Origin of the sequence: Paraburkholderia sp. BR13439, assembly GCF_040948805.1 — a bacterium.
Taxonomy (GTDB): domain Bacteria; phylum Pseudomonadota; class Gammaproteobacteria; order Burkholderiales; family Burkholderiaceae; genus Paraburkholderia; species Paraburkholderia youngii.
Map to the genome: position 1 here is coordinate 513,369 of NZ_JBFPKN010000001.1, position 16,996 is coordinate 530,364.

At 65.2% G+C, this 16,996-nt stretch carries 15 protein-coding genes; 12 read left to right on the plus strand and 3 right to left on the minus strand.

All coding sequences use genetic code 11. The features are described from left to right. Position 1 precedes the first annotated feature (1 nt). From lipA to AB3X96_RS02395, 5 genes are all read left to right on the plus strand, one after another. On the plus strand, positions 2–1,009 hold the full coding sequence (lipA, locus tag AB3X96_RS02375; RefSeq protein ID WP_368588449.1) for a lipoyl synthase: 1,008 nt from the start codon (positions 2–4) through the stop codon (positions 1,007–1,009). Between the two features lie 125 nt (positions 1,010–1,134). After that, positions 1,135–1,887, plus strand: a complete 753-nt coding sequence (ugpQ, locus tag AB3X96_RS02380; RefSeq protein ID WP_368588450.1) for a glycerophosphodiester phosphodiesterase — start codon at positions 1,135–1,137, stop codon at positions 1,885–1,887. A 377-nt stretch (positions 1,888–2,264) separates the two neighbouring features. Further along, the gene (locus AB3X96_RS02385) at positions 2,265–3,545 is read left to right on the plus strand and encodes a dicarboxylate/amino acid:cation symporter (RefSeq protein WP_176109672.1); all 1,281 of its coding nucleotides are present in this window, start codon (positions 2,265–2,267) and stop codon (positions 3,543–3,545) included. A gap of 152 nt (positions 3,546–3,697) precedes the next feature. After that, positions 3,698–5,650 carry an ATP-binding protein gene (locus AB3X96_RS02390; protein WP_368588451.1) on the plus strand — a complete coding sequence of 651 codons (1,953 nt, stop codon included), beginning with the start codon at positions 3,698–3,700 and terminating at the stop codon, positions 5,648–5,650. 31 nt (positions 5,651–5,681) lie between these two features. After that, positions 5,682–7,031, plus strand: a complete 1,350-nt coding sequence (locus tag AB3X96_RS02395) for a sigma-54-dependent transcriptional regulator (RefSeq protein ID WP_368588452.1) — start codon at positions 5,682–5,684, stop codon at positions 7,029–7,031. Positions 7,032–7,091: 60 nt separating this feature from the next. On the opposite strand, the gene AB3X96_RS02400 is transcribed toward AB3X96_RS02395, so the two are convergent. After that, positions 7,092–7,628, minus strand: coding sequence for a TlpA disulfide reductase family protein (locus AB3X96_RS02400; protein ID WP_368588453.1), 537 nt, complete (start codon positions 7,626–7,628; stop codon positions 7,092–7,094). A gap of 205 nt (positions 7,629–7,833) precedes the next feature. Between AB3X96_RS02400 and AB3X96_RS02405 the strand changes: the two genes are divergently transcribed. Next, on the plus strand, positions 7,834–8,517 hold the full coding sequence (locus tag AB3X96_RS02405) for a hypothetical protein (RefSeq protein WP_368588454.1): 684 nt from the start codon (positions 7,834–7,836) through the stop codon (positions 8,515–8,517). 332 nt (positions 8,518–8,849) lie between these two features. On the opposite strand, the gene AB3X96_RS02410 is transcribed toward AB3X96_RS02405, so the two are convergent. Together AB3X96_RS02410 and AB3X96_RS02415 are read right to left on the minus strand one after the other, a co-directional pair. Next, on the minus strand, positions 8,850–10,472 hold the full coding sequence (locus tag AB3X96_RS02410) for a YifB family Mg chelatase-like AAA ATPase (protein WP_368588455.1): 1,623 nt from the start codon (positions 10,470–10,472) through the stop codon (positions 8,850–8,852). Between the two features lie 121 nt (positions 10,473–10,593). Beyond that, complete coding sequence (locus AB3X96_RS02415; protein WP_176109667.1) at positions 10,594–10,848, minus strand: accessory factor UbiK family protein; 255 nt, start codon at positions 10,846–10,848, stop codon at positions 10,594–10,596. Positions 10,849–11,235: 387 nt separating this feature from the next. Here AB3X96_RS02415 and AB3X96_RS02420 point away from each other — a divergent pair, with 387 nt between their 5' ends. From AB3X96_RS02420 to AB3X96_RS02445, 6 genes are all read left to right on the plus strand, one after another. Further along, complete coding sequence (locus AB3X96_RS02420; protein WP_013088261.1) at positions 11,236–11,574, plus strand: P-II family nitrogen regulator; 339 nt, start codon at positions 11,236–11,238, stop codon at positions 11,572–11,574. Positions 11,575–11,620: 46 nt separating this feature from the next. Continuing rightward, positions 11,621–13,132, plus strand: a complete 1,512-nt coding sequence (locus AB3X96_RS02425) for an ammonium transporter (protein WP_368588456.1) — start codon at positions 11,621–11,623, stop codon at positions 13,130–13,132. A gap of 248 nt (positions 13,133–13,380) precedes the next feature. Beyond that, complete coding sequence (gene gshA, locus AB3X96_RS02430; RefSeq protein WP_018434736.1) at positions 13,381–14,670, plus strand: glutamate--cysteine ligase; 1,290 nt, start codon at positions 13,381–13,383, stop codon at positions 14,668–14,670. 103 nt (positions 14,671–14,773) lie between these two features. Next, the gene (gshB, locus tag AB3X96_RS02435; RefSeq protein ID WP_176109665.1) at positions 14,774–15,730 is read left to right on the plus strand and encodes a glutathione synthase; all 957 of its coding nucleotides are present in this window, start codon (positions 14,774–14,776) and stop codon (positions 15,728–15,730) included. Between the two features lie 227 nt (positions 15,731–15,957). Beyond that, positions 15,958–16,476 carry a PTS sugar transporter subunit IIA gene (locus AB3X96_RS02440; protein ID WP_368588457.1) on the plus strand — a complete coding sequence of 173 codons (519 nt, stop codon included), beginning with the start codon at positions 15,958–15,960 and terminating at the stop codon, positions 16,474–16,476. 124 nt (positions 16,477–16,600) lie between these two features. Then, positions 16,601–16,870 carry an HPr family phosphocarrier protein gene (locus tag AB3X96_RS02445; RefSeq protein ID WP_013088266.1) on the plus strand — a complete coding sequence of 90 codons (270 nt, stop codon included), beginning with the start codon at positions 16,601–16,603 and terminating at the stop codon, positions 16,868–16,870. The last annotated feature ends 126 nt before the right edge of the window (positions 16,871–16,996 follow it).

Consider the following 16,996-nt stretch of genomic DNA (forward strand, 5'->3'; position numbering starts at 1 on the left):
AATGACTGACGTAACCGCGAATTCCGCAGCAGCCAACCCCGCGCCCGAAGGCGTGCCGGCCCCCGCCGCCTACGACGCTACCGCGAAGCAGAAAGCGCAAGCCAAGACCGCGCGCATCCCGATCAAGGTCGTCCCGATCGAAAAGCTGAAGAAGCCGGACTGGATTCGCGTGAAGGCGGCCACCGGCAACTCGCGCTTCTACGAGATCAAGCAGATCCTGCGCGAGCACAATCTTCACACGGTGTGTGAAGAGGCGAGCTGCCCGAACATCGGCGAATGCTTCGGCAAGGGCACCGCGACCTTCATGATCATGGGAGACAAGTGCACGCGCCGCTGCCCGTTTTGCGACGTGGGCCACGGCCGTCCCGATCCTCTCGACGTCGACGAACCGGCCAACCTCGCGCGCACCATTGCCGCGCTGAAGCTGAAGTACGTGGTGATCACGAGCGTCGATCGTGACGATCTGCGCGACGGCGGTGCGGCGCACTTCGTCGAATGTATTCGTCAGACGCGCGAGCTGTCGCCGGAAACGCGCATCGAAATCCTGACGCCGGACTTCCGCGGCCGCCTCGACCGAGCGCTCGGCATCCTCAACGCGGCGCCGCCCGACGTGATGAACCACAACCTCGAAACGGTGCCGCGCCTGTACAAGGAAGCGCGCCCGGGTTCGGACTACGCGCATTCGCTGAAGCTGCTGAAGGACTTCAAGGCGCTGCATCCGCACGTCGCGACCAAGTCCGGCCTGATGGTCGGTCTCGGCGAAACCGAAGAGGAAATCCTGCAGGTGATGCGCGATCTGCGCGATCACGACGTCGACATGCTGACGATCGGCCAGTATCTGCAGCCGTCGGAGCACCATCTGCCGGTGCGCGCCTACGTGCATCCGGACACCTTCAAGATGTACGAGGAAGAGGCGTACAAGATGGGCTTCACGCACGCCGCGGTGGGCGCGATGGTTCGTTCGAGCTATCACGCCGACGTGCAGGCGCATGGAGCCGGCGTAGTCTGACGCGCTGACGCCTCGCCGCTGTTGCCTCGCCGCTGTTGCCTCGCTTCAAGCCCGCAAAAATGAAAAAGCCCGCCGATGTGCGGGCTTTTTTTTGAACCGTTCATCTATCAGTAAGGAAACGATACGTGGAAACTGGGATCGACCGCGGGACCTCCGCGCAATGGCCTTATCCGCGGCTGATCGCGCACCGCTGCGGCGGCACGCTCGCGCCGGAAAACACGCTGGCCGGTTTCGACGCCTGCGTGCGCTACGGCTATCGCATGGTCGAATTCGACGCGAAGCTGTCCGCCGACAACGCGCCGTTCCTGCTGCACGACGACACGCTCGATCGCACGACCAACGGCCACGGGCCTGCGGCCATGCACACCTGGCACCAACTCGCTGCTCTGGATGCCGGCGCGTGGCGCGGCGCCGCGTTCGCCGGCATGCGGCTGCCGACGCTGGCCGACGCGGCCGGGCGTTGCGCGCGCGACGGCATCGCCGCGAACATCGAGATCAAGCCGTGTGCGGGCCGCGAAGTCATCACCGGCACGCTGGTTGCCCAAGGCGCGCTCGAGCTTTGGCGAGGGCAGACGCCGCCGCTCCTGTCGTCATTTTCGTTCGACGCGCTCGCCGCCGCGCGCGCTGCCGCGCCGTCGCTGCCGCGCGGCATGCTGTTCGAGCAGGTGCCGGCGGACTGGTTGAGCATCGTGCGTGAGCTCGACTGCGCATCGCTGCACGCGAGTCACCGTTATCTGAGCGAGCCGCTGGTCGCGCAGATCCGCGCGGCCGGGCTGCGCGTGCTCGCGTACACGGTGAACGATCCGGCGCGCGCGCGGGTCCTCGAAGAATGGGGCGTCGACATGATTTGCACGGATCGGATCGATCTGTTGAACTGAAGTCGCGCTCGCGAGCTTCGCACCAACCCCTGCGGGTTTTCCCGCAACCGTGCGCGCACTGGATTCCGGATTCCCCGACAGCATTCGTCCGGATTTCCGGAATCCCGGACGGCGCGCGCCGCGCCTTGCCTAAAAACCCATAAAAATCAAGGCTCTCAGTCTGAGATTAAACTGGCATCGACCTTGCGAATTAAAACGCGTGGCCGCCACGGCCCGACATAAAAGCAAGGAGACAACGATGTCCGATTTCCCTTCCCGGTATTTCTGAATTCGTCGTCTTTGCAGCGGCCCGCTACCGTGCGCGCACGTGACGACGTTTCGTTTGCGTGTCGCGCGTCGCGGCAGGTCATTCGCTCATATCCCTCGCAGGAACCATCGTGAAGAAACCTATCCATAAAGTGCTGTACGTCCAGGTGATCGTGGCGATCATCATCGGCATCGTACTCGGACATTTCTACCCGAACCTCGCCACCGACATGAAGCCGCTCGGCGACGGCTTCATCAAGCTGATCAAGATGGTGATCGGGCCGATCATCTTCTGCACGGTCGTGACGGGCATCGCCGGCATGGAAGACATGAAGAAGGTCGGACGCGTCGGCGGCAAGGCGCTGCTGTACTTCGAAATCGTCTCGACGTTCGCTCTGGTGCTCGGCCTCGCCGCCACGCACCTGCTGCGACCCGGCGCCGGCTTCAACGTCGACCCGGCCTCGCTCGATAGCCGCGCGGTCGCGTCCTACGCCGCGAAGGCGCACGGCCAGTCGACCGTCGACTTCTTCATGCACCTGATTCCGGACACGCTGTCGTCGGCGTTCGCGCAGGGTGAAATCCTGCAGATCCTGCTGATCGCGCTGCTGTTCGGCGCCGTGCTCGCGACGGCCGGTGAGAAGGGCAAGCCCGTCACGAACTTCATCGAAGGGCTCTCGCACATTCTGTTCGGCATGGTGCGCATCATCACGAAGCTCGCGCCGATCGGCGCGTTCGGCGCGATGGCCTTCACGATCGGCAAGTACGGCATCGGCTCGCTGCTGCCGATGCTCAAGCTGATCGGCACGTTCTATCTGACCTCGATCGTATTCGTGGTGGTCGTGCTCGGCGCAATCGCACGGATGGTGGGCTTCAACATCCTGCGTTTCGTCGCGTACATCAAGGAAGAGATGCTGATCGTGCTCGGCACGAGCTCGTCCGAAGCCGCGCTGCCGCAACTGATGCAGAAGCTCGAAAATCTCGGCTGCTCGCGCTCGGTGGTGGGCCTCGTGGTGCCGACCGGCTACTCGTTCAACCTCGACGGCACCAACATCTACATGACGATGGCGGTGCTGTTCATCGCCCAGGCGACCAACACCGACCTCTCGTGGGGCCAGCAGCTGACGCTGCTCGCGGTGACGATGCTGACCTCGAAGGGCGCGAGCGGCGTGACCGGCGCGGGCTTCATCACGCTCGCGGCGACGCTGGCCGTGGTGCCGACGATTCCGCTGTCGGGCATGGTGCTGATCCTTGGCATCGACCGCTTCATGAGCGAGTGCCGCGCGCTGACGAACATCGTCGGCAACGGTGTCGCGACGGTCGTCGTATCGGCCTGGGAAAAAGAGCTCGATCGCGCCAGGCTGAACAAGGTGCTGCGCGGAGAGGTGGCGGTCAAAGAGCCGGCCGGCGTTTGAGCCGCGCTCGCCAACCCTGTCGTGACCAGCGCGGACGCTTGAGCATGAAACCGGCGTCCGCGCGTCTTTCCGAGGCGTCTGCTGTCGCTCCGGTGTCCCCGGAGTCTTCGACGCCTACCTCTGGCGGCGAGCCCTTGCCGCCCTATGCCACAATGTCCGATGCTCATCTATCGGACCTTGCCAACGTGACCCGCCGCCTGCTGATTCTCTTCGCGCTCGCAGCCGGGCTCGTGGCGGCATGCTGGCTCACCTACAGCCTTGCGTGGAAAAGCGGTGTCGACACGCTGCGGCGCAACGCCGCCGTGCGCGCCGAGCGCACCGCGAGCGCGCTCAGGAGCACGCTCGAGCGCTACGAATCGCTGCCTTATCTGCTCGCCGAGCATCCGATCGTGCAGGACGTGCTGATCGATCCGAACCCCGCCAACGTCCAGCGCGCGAATCTCTATCTCGAAGACCTGAACCGCCATGCGCGCGCGACGGTCACTTACATCATTTCGCTCGACGGCTACTGCGTCGCCGCCAGCAACTGGCGCGGCCCGGGCAGCTTCGTCGGCGCCGGCTATCAGTTCCGGCCGTATTTCGTCGATGCGATGAATGGCGCCGTCGGCCGCTTCTTCGGCATCGGCACGATTTCGCAGGCGCCCGGCTACTACATCTCGCAGCCGGTGCGGCGCGACGGCAAGATCGTCGGTGTGGCAGTCGTCAAGCTCGACCTCGAATGGTTTCAGGGCGTCGACGCGTCCGAGCCGCTCGTCGTCACCGACGATCATGGCGTGATCTTCCTGTCGTCGGTGCCGGCGTGGAAGTACCACACGATCCGGCCGCTGCCCGGCCGGATCGCGGATTCGATCTATCAGGCGCGCCAGTACGCGCAGCAGCCGATCGAGCCGCTGCCGGTGACGGTCGAGCGCATGCTCGAAGGCAATGCGCAGATTCTGCGGATCGGCGGCGGGCGCCTGGCACCGCGCTACCTCGCGTCGCGGCACGCGATGGGCGAGCCGGACTGGCATCTGATCACGATGTCCCCAGTCGATCCCGTCGATGCCGACGCGCTCAAGGCGACCATCGTCACCGGCTTCGGCTACGTGTCGCTGGTGCTGCTCGCGTTCTACTGGCGCATGCGGCGCGCGCGCGTGCGCGAAGTGATGCGCAGCCGCGCGCTGCTGCAGAAGGCGTATGCCGAACTGAACCAGCGCGTCGCCGAGCGCACCGCGGATCTGTCCGAGGCGAACGAGCAGCTGCACAAGGAAGTCGCCGAGCGCACCCGCGCCGAACAGGAGCTGCGCGCCGCGCACGACGAACTGATCCAGGCGAGCAAGCTCGCCGCGCTCGGCCAGATGGCGGCCGGCATCACGCACGAGCTGAACCAGCCGCTCGCGGCACTGCGCAGTTTCTCCGACAACACCCGCGTGCTGCTCGAACGCGGCGATCAGGCATCGGCGCGCGAGAATCTCGAAGCGATCGCGGCGCTCACCGAGCGCATGGGCAAGATCACCAATCAGCTGAAGCTGTTCGTCGGCCGCGCGCGGCCACGCAGCGCGCGCGCGTCGATCGTGCGGGCGCTGCGCAACGTCGTCGCGCTGCTGCAGAAGCGTCTGCAGGGCGTCGAGCTTGAATTCGTGCTGACCGATCCCCAGGCGGACACCGTCGTGAAGGCCGCCGCTGCGCCAGGCGGCGCGCGCACGCCGCTGAATCTCGCCGACGATCATCCGGAGCTGATCGCGAATTGCGACGATCTGCGGCTCGAACAGGTGCTGATCAACCTGCTCGGCAACGCGCTCGACGCAACTGCCGGCATGAACCCGCCGCGTATCACGGTCGAGGTCGAGGCCGGCGCCGCGAATCTGTCGATCGCGGTCGGCGACAACGGCCCCGGCATTCCCGACGACGTGTTGCCGCACCTGTTCGAACCGTTCTTCACGACGAAGGAAATGGGCCAGGGGCTCGGCCTTGGCCTCGCGATTTCGTCGTCGATCGCGCGTGATTGCGGCGGCTCGCTGGTCGCGCGCAACGCGCCGCAAGGCGGTGCATCATTCGTGTTGACGCTGCGTCGCGCGCGCGTGCAGACCAGTCCTTCGCACGATCCGCTGACGGCGGGCTCCTGATTTCACACTGACGCATCACCCGGAACACGCAATGAACGACGGCCTGCAAGTGCTGTATATCGAAGACGACGAACTGGTGCGGCGCGCGAGCGTGCAGAGCCTGCAACTGGCCGGCTTCGACGTGATCGGCCATGCATCGGTCGAGGCGGCGGCGAGGCTGATCAGCGCGGACTTTTCCGGCGTGATCGTCAGCGATATCCGGCTGCCCGGCGCGAGCGGCCTCGATCTGCTCGCGCAGTGCCACGAGCGCGCGCCCGACGTGCCGGTGATTCTGGTCACCGGCCACGGCGATATCTCGATGGCCGTGCAGGCGATGCGCGATGGCGCCTACGACTTCATCGAAAAGCCGTTCGCGTCCGAGCGGCTGATCGAAACCGTGCGGCGTGCAATGGAGCGCCGCAAGCTCGTGCTCGAAAACCTCGCGCTGCGCCGTGAGCTGGCCGGGCAAAACGCGGTCGCGCCGCGCATCATCGGCCGCAGTCCGGCGATCGAGCAGGTGCGGCGCCTGATCGCCAACGTCGCGCCAACCGACGCGTCCGTGCTGATCAACGGCGATACCGGTGCGGGCAAGGAGCTGATCGCGCGCAGCCTGCACGAGATGTCGCCGCGGCGTGACAAGCCGTTCATCGCGGTGAACTGCGGCGCGCTGCCCGAGCCGATGTTCGAGTCAGAGATGTTCGGCTACGAGCCGGGCGCGTTCACCGGTGCGGCCAAACGGCGGATCGGCAAGCTCGAACATGCGTCGGGCGGCACGCTGTTTCTCGACGAGATCGAGAGCATGCCGCTCGCGCTGCAGGTCAAGCTGCTGCGCGTGCTGCAGGACGGCGTGCTCGAGCGGCTCGGCTCGAATCAGCCGATTCGGGTCAATTGCCGCGTGGTCGCGGCGGCGAAGGGCGATATGGCCGAGCATGTCGCGGATGGCTCGTTCCGGCGCGATCTGCTGTACCGGCTCAACGTGGTGACGATCGCGCTGCCGCCGTTGAGCGAGCGTCGCGAGGACATCGTGCCGCTGTTCGAGCATTTCCTGCTCGATGCTGCGGTCCGTTATCAGCGGCCGGCGCCGATGCTCACCGATCGCCAGCGTGCGAGCCTGATGCAGCGCGACTGGCCGGGCAATGTGCGCGAGCTGCGCAATGCCGCCGACCGCTTCGTGCTGGGCATCGCCGACGAACCGGTGCTGTCGTTCGGCGAAGACGACGGGGCTGCCCATCCGCTGAAGGAGCGTGTCGAGCAGTTCGAGCGCGCGATGATTGCCGAGGCGTTGGAGCAGGCGGGCGGCGTGGTCGCGGTCGCGGCAGACCGGCTGCAGCTTGGCAAGGCGACGCTCTACGAGAAGATCAAGCGATATGGCCTTGCGGCAAAAGGCGAAGGGGAGCGGTGAGGGGGAGGACACCGGCGGCGGGAGATTGCGCCGGCGCGTTGAGGATCTGCTTGACCCGGCTTAAGCCGCGCCAGCTTTCAGCGCTTTCGCGAGCAACTGGTCGAGTTCCGCGAATTGCGGCTCGCCGACGTAGCGCTTCAGGATCTTGCCGTCTTTATCGACGACGAAGGTGGTCGGCGTGAGCTGCACGTTGCCGAACTGCTTGGCGGCCGAGCCGTCGTCCATGGCGACCTTGAACGGCAGCTGACGCGTTTGCGTGTAGTTGGTCACGTACATGGGCGCGTCGTAGTTCATCGCCACCGCGACGAATTCGAGGCCCTGGCTCTTGAAGCGGTTATAGGTCTCGACCATCTGCGGCATTTCCTTCATGCAGGTGTCGCAGCTCGTTGCCCAGAAATTGACCAGATAAACCTTGCCTTTCAGGTCCGCGGTCGTGAGCTTCTGTCCCGATAGCAGCGTGAAGGTCGCATCTGGCACGCGCTGTTGACCGGCAAACGCCAGGTAACCGGCGACGGCGAGCGCAATGGCCACGGCCACCGCAATCAGATAGCGAAGCGGGTTCGTGCGCCGGGCGGCGGTCGGTGAACTGGAACTCATGGACGGAACCTCGTGAGTCGCGCGTGGCGCGGAACAATGGGTCGGTGCAATGGCGCTCGGGCCGGTGCCGAATAGCTTTTATATTGTAGCTGCAATGGGGCGGCTGCGCCGAGATGGCGGGAGCGTGCGGCTCGGCGCGACGGGCCGGCAGCCGATCAGCGGATAATGGCGTTTTACGCTCCGCAAGCCCGATCTCTTTCGCCCCATGCTCCAAATCGTTCTTCGCGTCTGCCGCTTGGTTGCCCGCGTTTCGTGCCGCTTTCCGTTGATCCGCCGAATTCCCGCCCGCCGTGCGGACGTATTCCAGCCGGCGGGCCATTTCCTTCGCGCTTTCACGCGACCCGGTCACGCTCGTACCGTGCTCGGCGCGATGACGGCCGCGTTGGCGCTCGGCGTCGCGCTCAGCGCCTGCTCGCCGACCTTCGACTGGCGCACCGTGATGAACAACGACAAGGGCTACACGGTCGACTTCCCGGCCAAGCCGGGCAACGACCAGCGCGCGGTGAAGATCGACGGCACACTCATGCAGATGGCGATGCAGACTGCCGAAGCGGGCAATGCGGTCTTCGCGGTCGGCACCGTGATGCTGCCCGACGACAGCGACGCGACGCAGCGCGCCGCACTCGATTTCCTGCGCGCGGGACTGGCTCGCAATGTCGGCGCGACACCCGATGCTCACGCGGTGCAGATCCCGCTGGCGGCGGGCGGCAAGATTCCGGGGCAGGAAATGACGGTGAGCGGCGCCGCGGGCGCCAAACACGAAACGCGCACCGTGTATGCGCGGCTCGTCGCGCGCGGCCGGCACGTGTACCAGGCGGCGATCATCGCCGATCAACCGCTGCCGCAAGACCAGGTCGACCAGTTTTTTTCGTCGTTCCAACTCTACTGAACGCGGTATTTTTGGCCGAACGGACGCGTCTCAGAATGCCGAATGCAGTGAAAGTTCCTTCGCAGGTTTGCGCGCTAATTGCCGGTTTACGTTGAGCTTTTTGAGTTACGCGCACAACCTGTGGATAACTCTGTTGAGAAGTCGCCTTCAAAGGCCGCAAAAGCCCATCAGACGGGCCTTTCGTCAAAATTCATGAGCGCAGGGCGTTTTAAAAAAGTCAATTAAATCAGTGGCTTGGAGAGATGCCTGTCGGCGCGCTTTCGACTTGTATCAAAATCTAACAGGATCGTGGCTGTGTGAATAAGTCAAGTCTTGACAGTAGTTTTTTCTCATCATAACGAGCCAAAAGCGCGGCGGTATTGGATTGCCTCGGCGACCTGTGCGGCGCTCGGCATCGCCTCGCCAGCCAGATCCGCGACGGTGCGCGCGACCTTCAACACCCGGTAGTACGCGCGCGCCGACCACCCAAACCGCTCGCCGGCTTCGCGCAACAGTGCCTCGCCTGCTGCGTCCGGGCGGCACACATCGTCGACTTCGCGCCCGTCCAGTTCGCGGTTGGTCTTGCCTTGCCGGACCAGTTGCCGCTCGCGCGCAGCGCTCACGCGGTGTGCGATCGCCGCGCTTGCTTCGCCGGCGGTAGCGGCGCGGGCCGCGAGTTCGGTGGCGGTCAGAGCCGGAATTTCCAGCTGGATGTCGATGCGGTCGAGCAGTGGTCCCGACAATTTACGCAGATAGCGCGCCGCAACTTCGGGCGTACAGCGGCAGCGCCCGCCCGGATCGCCGCGCCAGCCGCACGGGCACGGGTTCATTGCGGCGATCAGTTGGCAGGCAGCGGGGAAGTCCGCTTGCCAGGCGGCGCGCGAGATCGTGATGCGGCCGGCTTCGAGCGGCTCGCGCAGCGTTTCGAGGACCACGCGGTCGAATTCGGGAAGCTCGTCGAGAAACAGGACGCCCAGATGCGCGAGCGTGATCTCGCCAGGCTGCGGCGGATTGCGTCCGCCGACCAGCGCCGCCGCGCTCGACGAATGGTGCGGCGCGCGAAACGGCCGCTGCCGCCACTGCGACGGCTTGAAGCCGATGCGGCTCGCCGACAGCAGCGCGGCGGAAGCGAGCGCTTCGTCGTCGGTCATGGGCGGCAGCAGGCCGGGCAGGCGCGCCGCGAGCATCGACTTGCCGGCGCCGGGCGGCCCGATCAACAGCACGTGATGGCCGCCGGCCGCCGCGACTTCGAGTGCGCGCCGCGCGGCACGCTGGCCGATCACGTCAGCCATGTCCGGCGCCGGAGCGCCGGCGTGCTCGTGGAGCTCGGGTGCGGCGACCGGGCTAAGACGCGCGTCCGGCGCGCCTGCGAGGTGCGCGCATAGCGACGGCAGATCGGCGGCGCCGAACACGTCGACACCGGGCACGAGCGCCGCTTCCGCCGCACTAGCGGCCGGCAGGTAAAGCTGTGGGGTATGAAACGCCTGTGCGGTTACCTGATCGAGGAGGGCTGGCAACGCGGAACGCGTTTCAGATGATGCGTGGGCGTCTGCGCCGGCGGCGTCTGCGCTCGTCAGAGCGCCCCGCGCGGTGCCGCATGCCATCGCGAACGCGCCGCGCATCGGCCGCAGCGCGCCGGTCAGCGACAGCTCGCCGGCGAACTCGCGATGGAGCAGCGATTCGGCCGGAATTTGCCCGCTCGCGGCGAGGATGCCGAGCGCGATAGGCAGATCGAAACGACCGGATTCTTTCGGCAGATCGGCGGGCGCGAGGTTGACAGTGATGCGGCGGACCGGGAAATCAAAACCGCAGTTCTGCAGCGCCGCGCGCACGCGCTCACGGCTCTCGCGCACTTCCAGGTCGGGCAGGCCGACGATCGAAAAGGACGGCAGTCCATTGGCGAGGTGAACCTCGACGGTCACTTCGGGCGCACGGCCAGCGGCCGGCGCGCGGCTGCGCACCACGGCAAGCGACATATTCCCTCCCGTCGGACAGCGCGCTCACTTCGCGCGCAAATCCCCTAAAACGCTGATGACGTCACGGCCCGCTTGCCGGTGATGTGCGGCACTGCGCAAACGCTAAGGCTGCAACCAGTGCTTATGGCGTCTGCGTGAGCGGCAGCTTCTGTTCGAGCTCGGCGACGCGGCGCTCGAGTTCTTCCAGGCGCGCGCGCGTACGCACGAGCACCTGGGTCTGCGTATCGAATTCCTCACGCGTGACCAGATCGAGCTTCGAGAAGCCCTGCGTCAGCATTGCTTTGACGTTGCGTTCGACATCCTTGGCAGGCGAATTCTTGAACAGATCGCTGACGCGAGCCTGGAAGTCGTTAAAAACGTCGTTCGGTTGTTTCATCGTGTTCCCCTTGGTGCACAAAAAATGTGCATGTTTCATTGCGCCTGCGCCCCGTTGCGGCGAATGGGCGGTCCTGGTGCGCGCGGCTGCTTCGCTGCCGCGGCCTCGTGAGCGTGTTTGGTGCGCGCCTCGCGTTCAGAACGTTCGAACACTCTAGCAACGATCCCCCCGCCGCGCCACCGCCGGCCGCGCCGCTGGCCGTTCGGACAAGGGCGCCCGGGCGCGCTGCGCCACGCGCGCGACGCGCAGTCAGACACGATATGGCATAGGAGTTGCTGTTACTGCCGCGCGCGCACTGCCAAGGCACTTTTACCGGGAGCGCAGGAGACCGCGGTCACGGGTACGCAACGGGGCAGCAACGGTTCAGCAACAACTAGCGAGGATTTTATGAAACTCATTACCGCAATCATCAAGCCGTTCAAGCTGGATGAAGCGCGCGAAGCCCTGTCGGCGATCGGCGTGTCGGGCATCACGGTGACCGAAGTCAAAGGCTTCGGACGGCAGAAGGGCCACACCGAGCTGTATCGGGGCGCTGAATACGTGGTCGATTTTCTGCCGAAGGTGAAGATCGAAGCGGCGGTATCGGACGACATCGTGGATCAGGCGATCGAGGCGCTCGAGCGCGCCGCGCGAACCGGCAAGATCGGCGACGGCAAGATCTTCGTCACGCCGATCGAGCAGGTGGTTCGGATCCGCACCGGCGAGACCGGCGCGGACGCACTGTAAAAAATCAAAGCATAGCGACACGGATCGCGACAAGAGGAAAACCAAGATGCGCAAACTCATGATGTCCCTGCTGATGGCCGGCTCGCTGCTCGCGGCCGGTGTCGGCACCGCCCTCGCGGACGACGCGTCCGCTCCCGCGGCCGCCTCCGCTCCCGATACGACGGCGAGCGCGCCCGCACCGGACGCCTCCGCCGCAGCCGCTGCCCCGGCTGCTTCGGCTCCCGCCGCCGAAGCGTCCGCCGCGCCGGCCGCAAGCGCACCGGCCGCCACGGACGCATCGGCTGCCGCAGCCGCAGCCGCGCCGGCCGCGCCGACCGCACCGTTCTCGGTCGATTCGTCGAAGATCAACTCCGGCGACACCGCGTGGATGCTGACTTCCACCGCGCTGGTGCTGTTCATGACGATCCCGGGCCTCGCACTGTTCTACGGCGGCATGGTCCGCAAGAAGAACGTGCTCGCGACGCTGATGCAAAGCTTCGCGATCACCTGTCTGGTGACGATCGTCTGGACCGTGGTCGGCTACAGCCTCGCGTTCACGCCGGGCAACTCGTTCATCGGCGGCTTCTCGCGCGTGTTCATGACGGGCATGAACTACATCAAGGGCGACAAGGCCACGACGCTGACCGTCAGCCATCTCGCGCCGACGATCCCCGAGACGGTCTACTTCGTCTACCAGATGACCTTCGCGATCATCACGCCGGCGCTGATCACCGGTGCGTTCGCGGACCGCATGAAGTTCTCGGCGATGCTGGTGTTCATGACGCTGTGGTCGGTCATCGTCTACTCGCCGATCGCGCACATGGTGTGGGAACCGAGCGGCTGGCTGGCGACCGCGGGCATCCTCGACTTCGCGGGCGGCACGGTGGTGCACATCAACGCGGGTATCGCGGGTCTGGTCTGCTGTCTGGTGCTCGGCAAGCGCGTCGGCTACGGCAAGGAGTCGATGGCGCCGCACAACCTGACGCTGACGCTGATCGGTGGCGCGATGCTGTGGGTCGGCTGGTTCGGCTTCAACGCGGGTTCGGCGGTAGCGGCGGACGGCCGTGCCGGCTTCGCGATGTTCGCGACACAGGTGGCGACCGCCGCGGCGGCGCTCGCGTGGATGTTCGCCGAATGGGCGGCCAAGGGTAAGCCGTCGGTGCTCGGTATCGTGTCGGGCGCGGTCGCGGGTCTGGTGGCGGTGACGCCGGCGTCGGGCTTCGTCGGCACGGTAGGCGCGCTGGTGATCGGCATCGTCGCGGGCGTGGTCTGCTTCTGGTCGGCCACGTGGCTCAAGCACAAGCTCGGCTACGACGATTCGCTCGACGCGTTCGGCGTGCACTGCATCGGCGGGATCATCGGCGCGATCCTCACAGGCGTGTTCGCGGTCAAGGACATCGGCGGCGCTGACGGCAACGTGATCCTGCAGGCGAAGGGCGTGCTGACGACCCTGATCTACAGCGGCGGGGTGAGCTTCGTGCTGCTGAAGATCATCGACCTGGTGATCGGCATCCGCGTGACCGAAGAGCAGGAGCGCGAAGGCCTCGACGTGAGCCTGCACGGCGAGAAAGTCGAATAACGAAGAACCTGTTCCGCTGCGGGCCCGCGCTCCCGGGCCCGCCAGTCTGGAAAAAGCTGAGCGCAGCAAAATTCGCCCGCCTTCATGGCGGGCTTTTTTCTTGCTGATCGGGTTGCGAGCGGCAATTTTCCGCGCCTATCATCGAGATAGGGAGAATGCATTCGAGTCTGCTTGCGAATGGAGAAACCGTCCCCAAATGGACAAAGCATTTGCTCTACAATCTTTTTTCTCCAGTCTGCGAGTGATCAATGGTTCCGCACCTAGTTACGGCGTTAAACGGCCCGCTGCTCGACCTCGAGCGGAAGATCCTCGACGCCACGCCCGCTATCGAACGCTGGTTCCGGCTTGAATGGCAGGAGCACACGCCGCCGTTCTATTGCTCCGTCGATCTGCGTAACGCGGGCTTCAAGCTCGCGCCGGTCGACACCAACCTGTTTCCCGGCGCATTCAACAATCTGCCGCAGGAAGTGCTGCCGCTCGCGGTGCAGGCCGCGATGGCGTCGATCGAAAAGATCTGCCCGGACGCGAAGAATCTCCTCGTGATTCCGGAGCGCCACACGCGCAACGCGTTCTACCTCGAAAACGTCGCCCGGCTTGCGTCGATCATGCGCCAGGCGGGCCTGAACGTGCGCTTCGGCACGCTCGACGAAACCATCAACGGCCCGGTCACGATCGCGCTGTCCGACGGCCAGAAGCTCGTGCTCGAACCGCTCGAGCGCTCGCAGCGGCGCTTGGGGCTGAAGAACTTCGACCCGTGCTCGATTCTGCTGAACAACGACCTGTCCGGCGGCATTCCGCCTGTGCTCGAAAATCTGCATGAGCAGTACCTGCTGCCGCCGCTGCATGCGGGCTGGGCAGTACGCCGCAAGTCGACGCATTTCTCGTGTTATGACGACGTCGCGAAGAAGTTCGCGAAGATGGTCGAGATCGATCCGTGGATGATCAATCCGTATTTCGCGCACGTCGAGGGCGTCGACTTCCAGCAGCGCACCGGCGAGGAAGCGCTGGCCGATGCGATCGACGGCGTGCTGAAGAAGATCGCGCGCAAGTATCGCGAGTACGGCATCTCCGAAAAACCGTATGTCGTGATCAAGTCGGATGCGGGCACTTACGGCATGGGCGTGATGACCGTGCACGACGCGTCGGAAGTCGCCGCGCTGACGAAGCGCGAACGCACGCGCATGGCCGCGACCAAGGACGGCCTCGAAGTGCACGACGTGATCGTGCAGGAAGGCGTGTACACGTTCGAGCGCATCGGCGAGGAAGTCGCCGAGCCGGTCGTCTACATGATCGACCGCTACGTGGTGGGCGGCTTCTATCGCGTGCACGGCAGCCGCGAGCGCGACCAGAACCTGAACGCGCCGGGCATGCACTTCGTGCCGCTCGGCTTCGAGCATACGGCGCTGCCCGATGCGCACGCGAAGCCCGGCGCGGCGCCGCCGAACCGCTTCTATATGTATGGCGTCGTGGCGCGGCTCGGGTTGCTGGCCGCATCGGTCGAACTCGAAAAGACCGATCCCGAAGCGATCCAGGTCTAAGCCATCTCGCGCGGCAGGATGGCGGCATGCGTGCCGCCATCGCCGTCTTCAAAGACTATATTGACGAACAATGTCACGCCCGTCAGGGCGCACCGGGACTTTCATGGACATTCTTTTCATCGCCGATCCGCTCAGCCATTTCAAGATTTACAAAGACTCGACCTACGCGATGATGGCCGAAGCGGCGCGCCGCGGTCACACGGTGTACACCTGCGAGCCGAAGCATCTGGCGTGGACGGGCGGCGATGTCGAAGCGAACGTGCAGCGCATTGCGATCACCGGCGATACCGCCGATCTGCATCGTGACGTCTGGTTCGTCGCCGATGCCGCCGCGCCGCGCGCGCTTGCGAGCTTCGGCGCGGTTGTGATGCGCAAAGACCCGCCGTTCGACATGGAATACGTGACATCGACGTGGCTGCTCGAACTGGCCGAGCGTGGCGGCGCGCGCGTCTTCAACAAGCCGCAGGCGATCCGCGATCATTCGGAGAAGCTCGCGATCGGCGAGTTCGCGCAGTTCGTCGCGCCGACGCTGGTCACGCGCGACCCGGCGCGTCTGCGCGCGTTCCACGAACAGCACGGCGACGTGATCCTGAAGCCGCTCGACGGCATGGGCGGCATGGGCGTGTTCCGCGTGAAGGCGGACGGTATGAACCTCGGCTCGATCGTCGAAATGCTGAGCCACGACGGCGCACGCTCGGTGATGGCGCAGAAATTCATCCCCGAGATCAAGGAGGGTGACAAGCGCATCCTGCTGATCGGCGGCGAAGCGGTGCCATACTCGCTCGCGCGCATTCCTCAGGGTAATGAGGTGCGCGGCAACCTGGCGGCCGGTGGACTTGGTGTCGCGCGGCCGCTCAGCGAGCAGGACCGCAAGATCGCCGATACGCTCGCGCCGGTGCTGGCGGCGCGCGGCTTGCTGCTGGTCGGACTCGATGCGATCGGCGACTGGCTCACCGAAGTCAACGTCACGAGCCCGACGTGTTTCCGCGAGATCATGGATCAGACTGGCTTCGACGTCGCCGCGATGTTCGTCGACGCGCTGGAGCGCGCGGTTGGCTGACGCGCCGACTCTAGCGGCCTTGATTGCCCGGCCGCACCCCCAATCTGTGTAGTAAATCCGCATCAGGCGCGCCGTCGGGATTGGCGCGAAAATGAGGCTGCTACAATGCCCGCTCGCCCGACGATGCATTTCCACCCTCGCGACCCACGGCCGGTCCGGGGCGATGGCGAACCGGGCTCGAGTCCCGGTCCACGGTTTTGGGGCCGTTCTATTGCAGTAAGGCTGACATGGCAGGCATTCTGATCATTGCGCACGCTCCATTCGCCACCGCGTTGCGCGATTGCATTTCCCACATCTATGGCGGTTTGCCGGCGCGTATCGGCGTGATCGATGTGTCGCCGGATTGCGATCCCGCGCAGGTCGTCGCGTTCGCGCATTCGGAAGTCGCGCGGTTGAAGGAAGAGAACGGCGCGCTCGTGCTGACCGATATGTTCGGCGCGACGCCGGCCAACATCGCGGGCCGGCTCGCCACCGAGCCGGATGTGCGCGTGCTGTGCGGCGTCAATCTGCCGATGCTGGTGCGTGCGGTCTGCTATCGCGCGACGCCGCTCGACACGCTCGTCGACAAGGCGCTCGCCGGCGCGACCAAGGGCGTGCACGCGATCGGACCCGCGGCGCCGGAACCGGTCGCGGCGTCAGCCTGCCCGGCCGATTGCCTGCCGGCTGACGCGGCGCCCGCCGACTGTGTTCCCGCGTTGCCGGCCGATGCCGATCTGACGCAGAAGCCGGACGCGCCCGGCCTGTAAATCGGGCTGGTTCGCAGGCAAGCTTCGACGGATTCAAGCGGTTTCGCAACGGCGCCAAGCGCATTGCAGCCGCTTTGCAGTTTGACTTTTCACCATTTCATTCACCCGCGCTTCGGACCATCACATGCTGCAACAAGAAACGACAATTGTGAACAAGCTGGGGCTGCACGCGCGCGCGTCGGCCAAGTTGACGCAACTCGCGGGCAACTACCAGGCGGAAATCTGGATGAGCCGCAATGGCCGTCGTATCAACGCAAAGAGCATCATGGGCGTGATGATGCTGGCCGCGGGCATCGGCAGTACCGTGCTGATCGAAACGGAAGGTACCGACGAACAGGAAGCGATGGACGCGCTGTTGAAACTGATCGCCGATAAATTTGGCGAAGGTCAATAACGCCGCGCGCTTTGTGTTCGACAAACCCGAAAATGCCGCGGCTCAGTCCGCGGCTTTTTTTCGCCACCGACATCTGAATATCAGAACAGGCCCGCTGCTAATCGACATTAAGGCTTATAGAAGCGG

What these genes read in the sequence shown, in the direction of transcription:
- AB3X96_RS02415 (WP_176109667.1), bottom strand. Translation starts at nt 10,848, where the DNA reads ATGAAACAACCGAACGACGTTTTTAACGACTTCCAGGCTCGCGTCAGC.
- AB3X96_RS02425 (WP_368588456.1), top strand. Translation starts at nt 11,621, where the DNA reads ATGCGCAAACTCATGATGTCCCTGCTGATGGCCGGCTCGCTGCTCGCG.
- AB3X96_RS02420 (WP_013088261.1), top strand. Translation starts at nt 11,236, where the DNA reads ATGAAACTCATTACCGCAATCATCAAGCCGTTCAAGCTGGATGAAGCG.
- AB3X96_RS02390 (WP_368588451.1), top strand. Translation starts at nt 3,698, where the DNA reads ATGTCCGATGCTCATCTATCGGACCTTGCCAACGTGACCCGCCGCCTG.
- AB3X96_RS02440 (WP_368588457.1), top strand. Translation starts at nt 15,958, where the DNA reads ATGGCAGGCATTCTGATCATTGCGCACGCTCCATTCGCCACCGCGTTG.
- AB3X96_RS02445 (WP_013088266.1), top strand. Translation starts at nt 16,601, where the DNA reads ATGCTGCAACAAGAAACGACAATTGTGAACAAGCTGGGGCTGCACGCG.
- lipA (WP_368588449.1), top strand. Translation starts at nt 2, where the DNA reads ATGACTGACGTAACCGCGAATTCCGCAGCAGCCAACCCCGCGCCCGAA.
- AB3X96_RS02395 (WP_368588452.1), top strand. Translation starts at nt 5,682, where the DNA reads ATGAACGACGGCCTGCAAGTGCTGTATATCGAAGACGACGAACTGGTG.
- AB3X96_RS02400 (WP_368588453.1), bottom strand. Translation starts at nt 7,628, where the DNA reads ATGAGTTCCAGTTCACCGACCGCCGCCCGGCGCACGAACCCGCTTCGC.
- AB3X96_RS02405 (WP_368588454.1), top strand. Translation starts at nt 7,834, where the DNA reads ATGCTCCAAATCGTTCTTCGCGTCTGCCGCTTGGTTGCCCGCGTTTCG.
- gshB (WP_176109665.1), top strand. Translation starts at nt 14,774, where the DNA reads ATGGACATTCTTTTCATCGCCGATCCGCTCAGCCATTTCAAGATTTAC.
- gshA (WP_018434736.1), top strand. Translation starts at nt 13,381, where the DNA reads ATGGTTCCGCACCTAGTTACGGCGTTAAACGGCCCGCTGCTCGACCTC.
- AB3X96_RS02410 (WP_368588455.1), bottom strand. Translation starts at nt 10,472, where the DNA reads ATGTCGCTTGCCGTGGTGCGCAGCCGCGCGCCGGCCGCTGGCCGTGCG.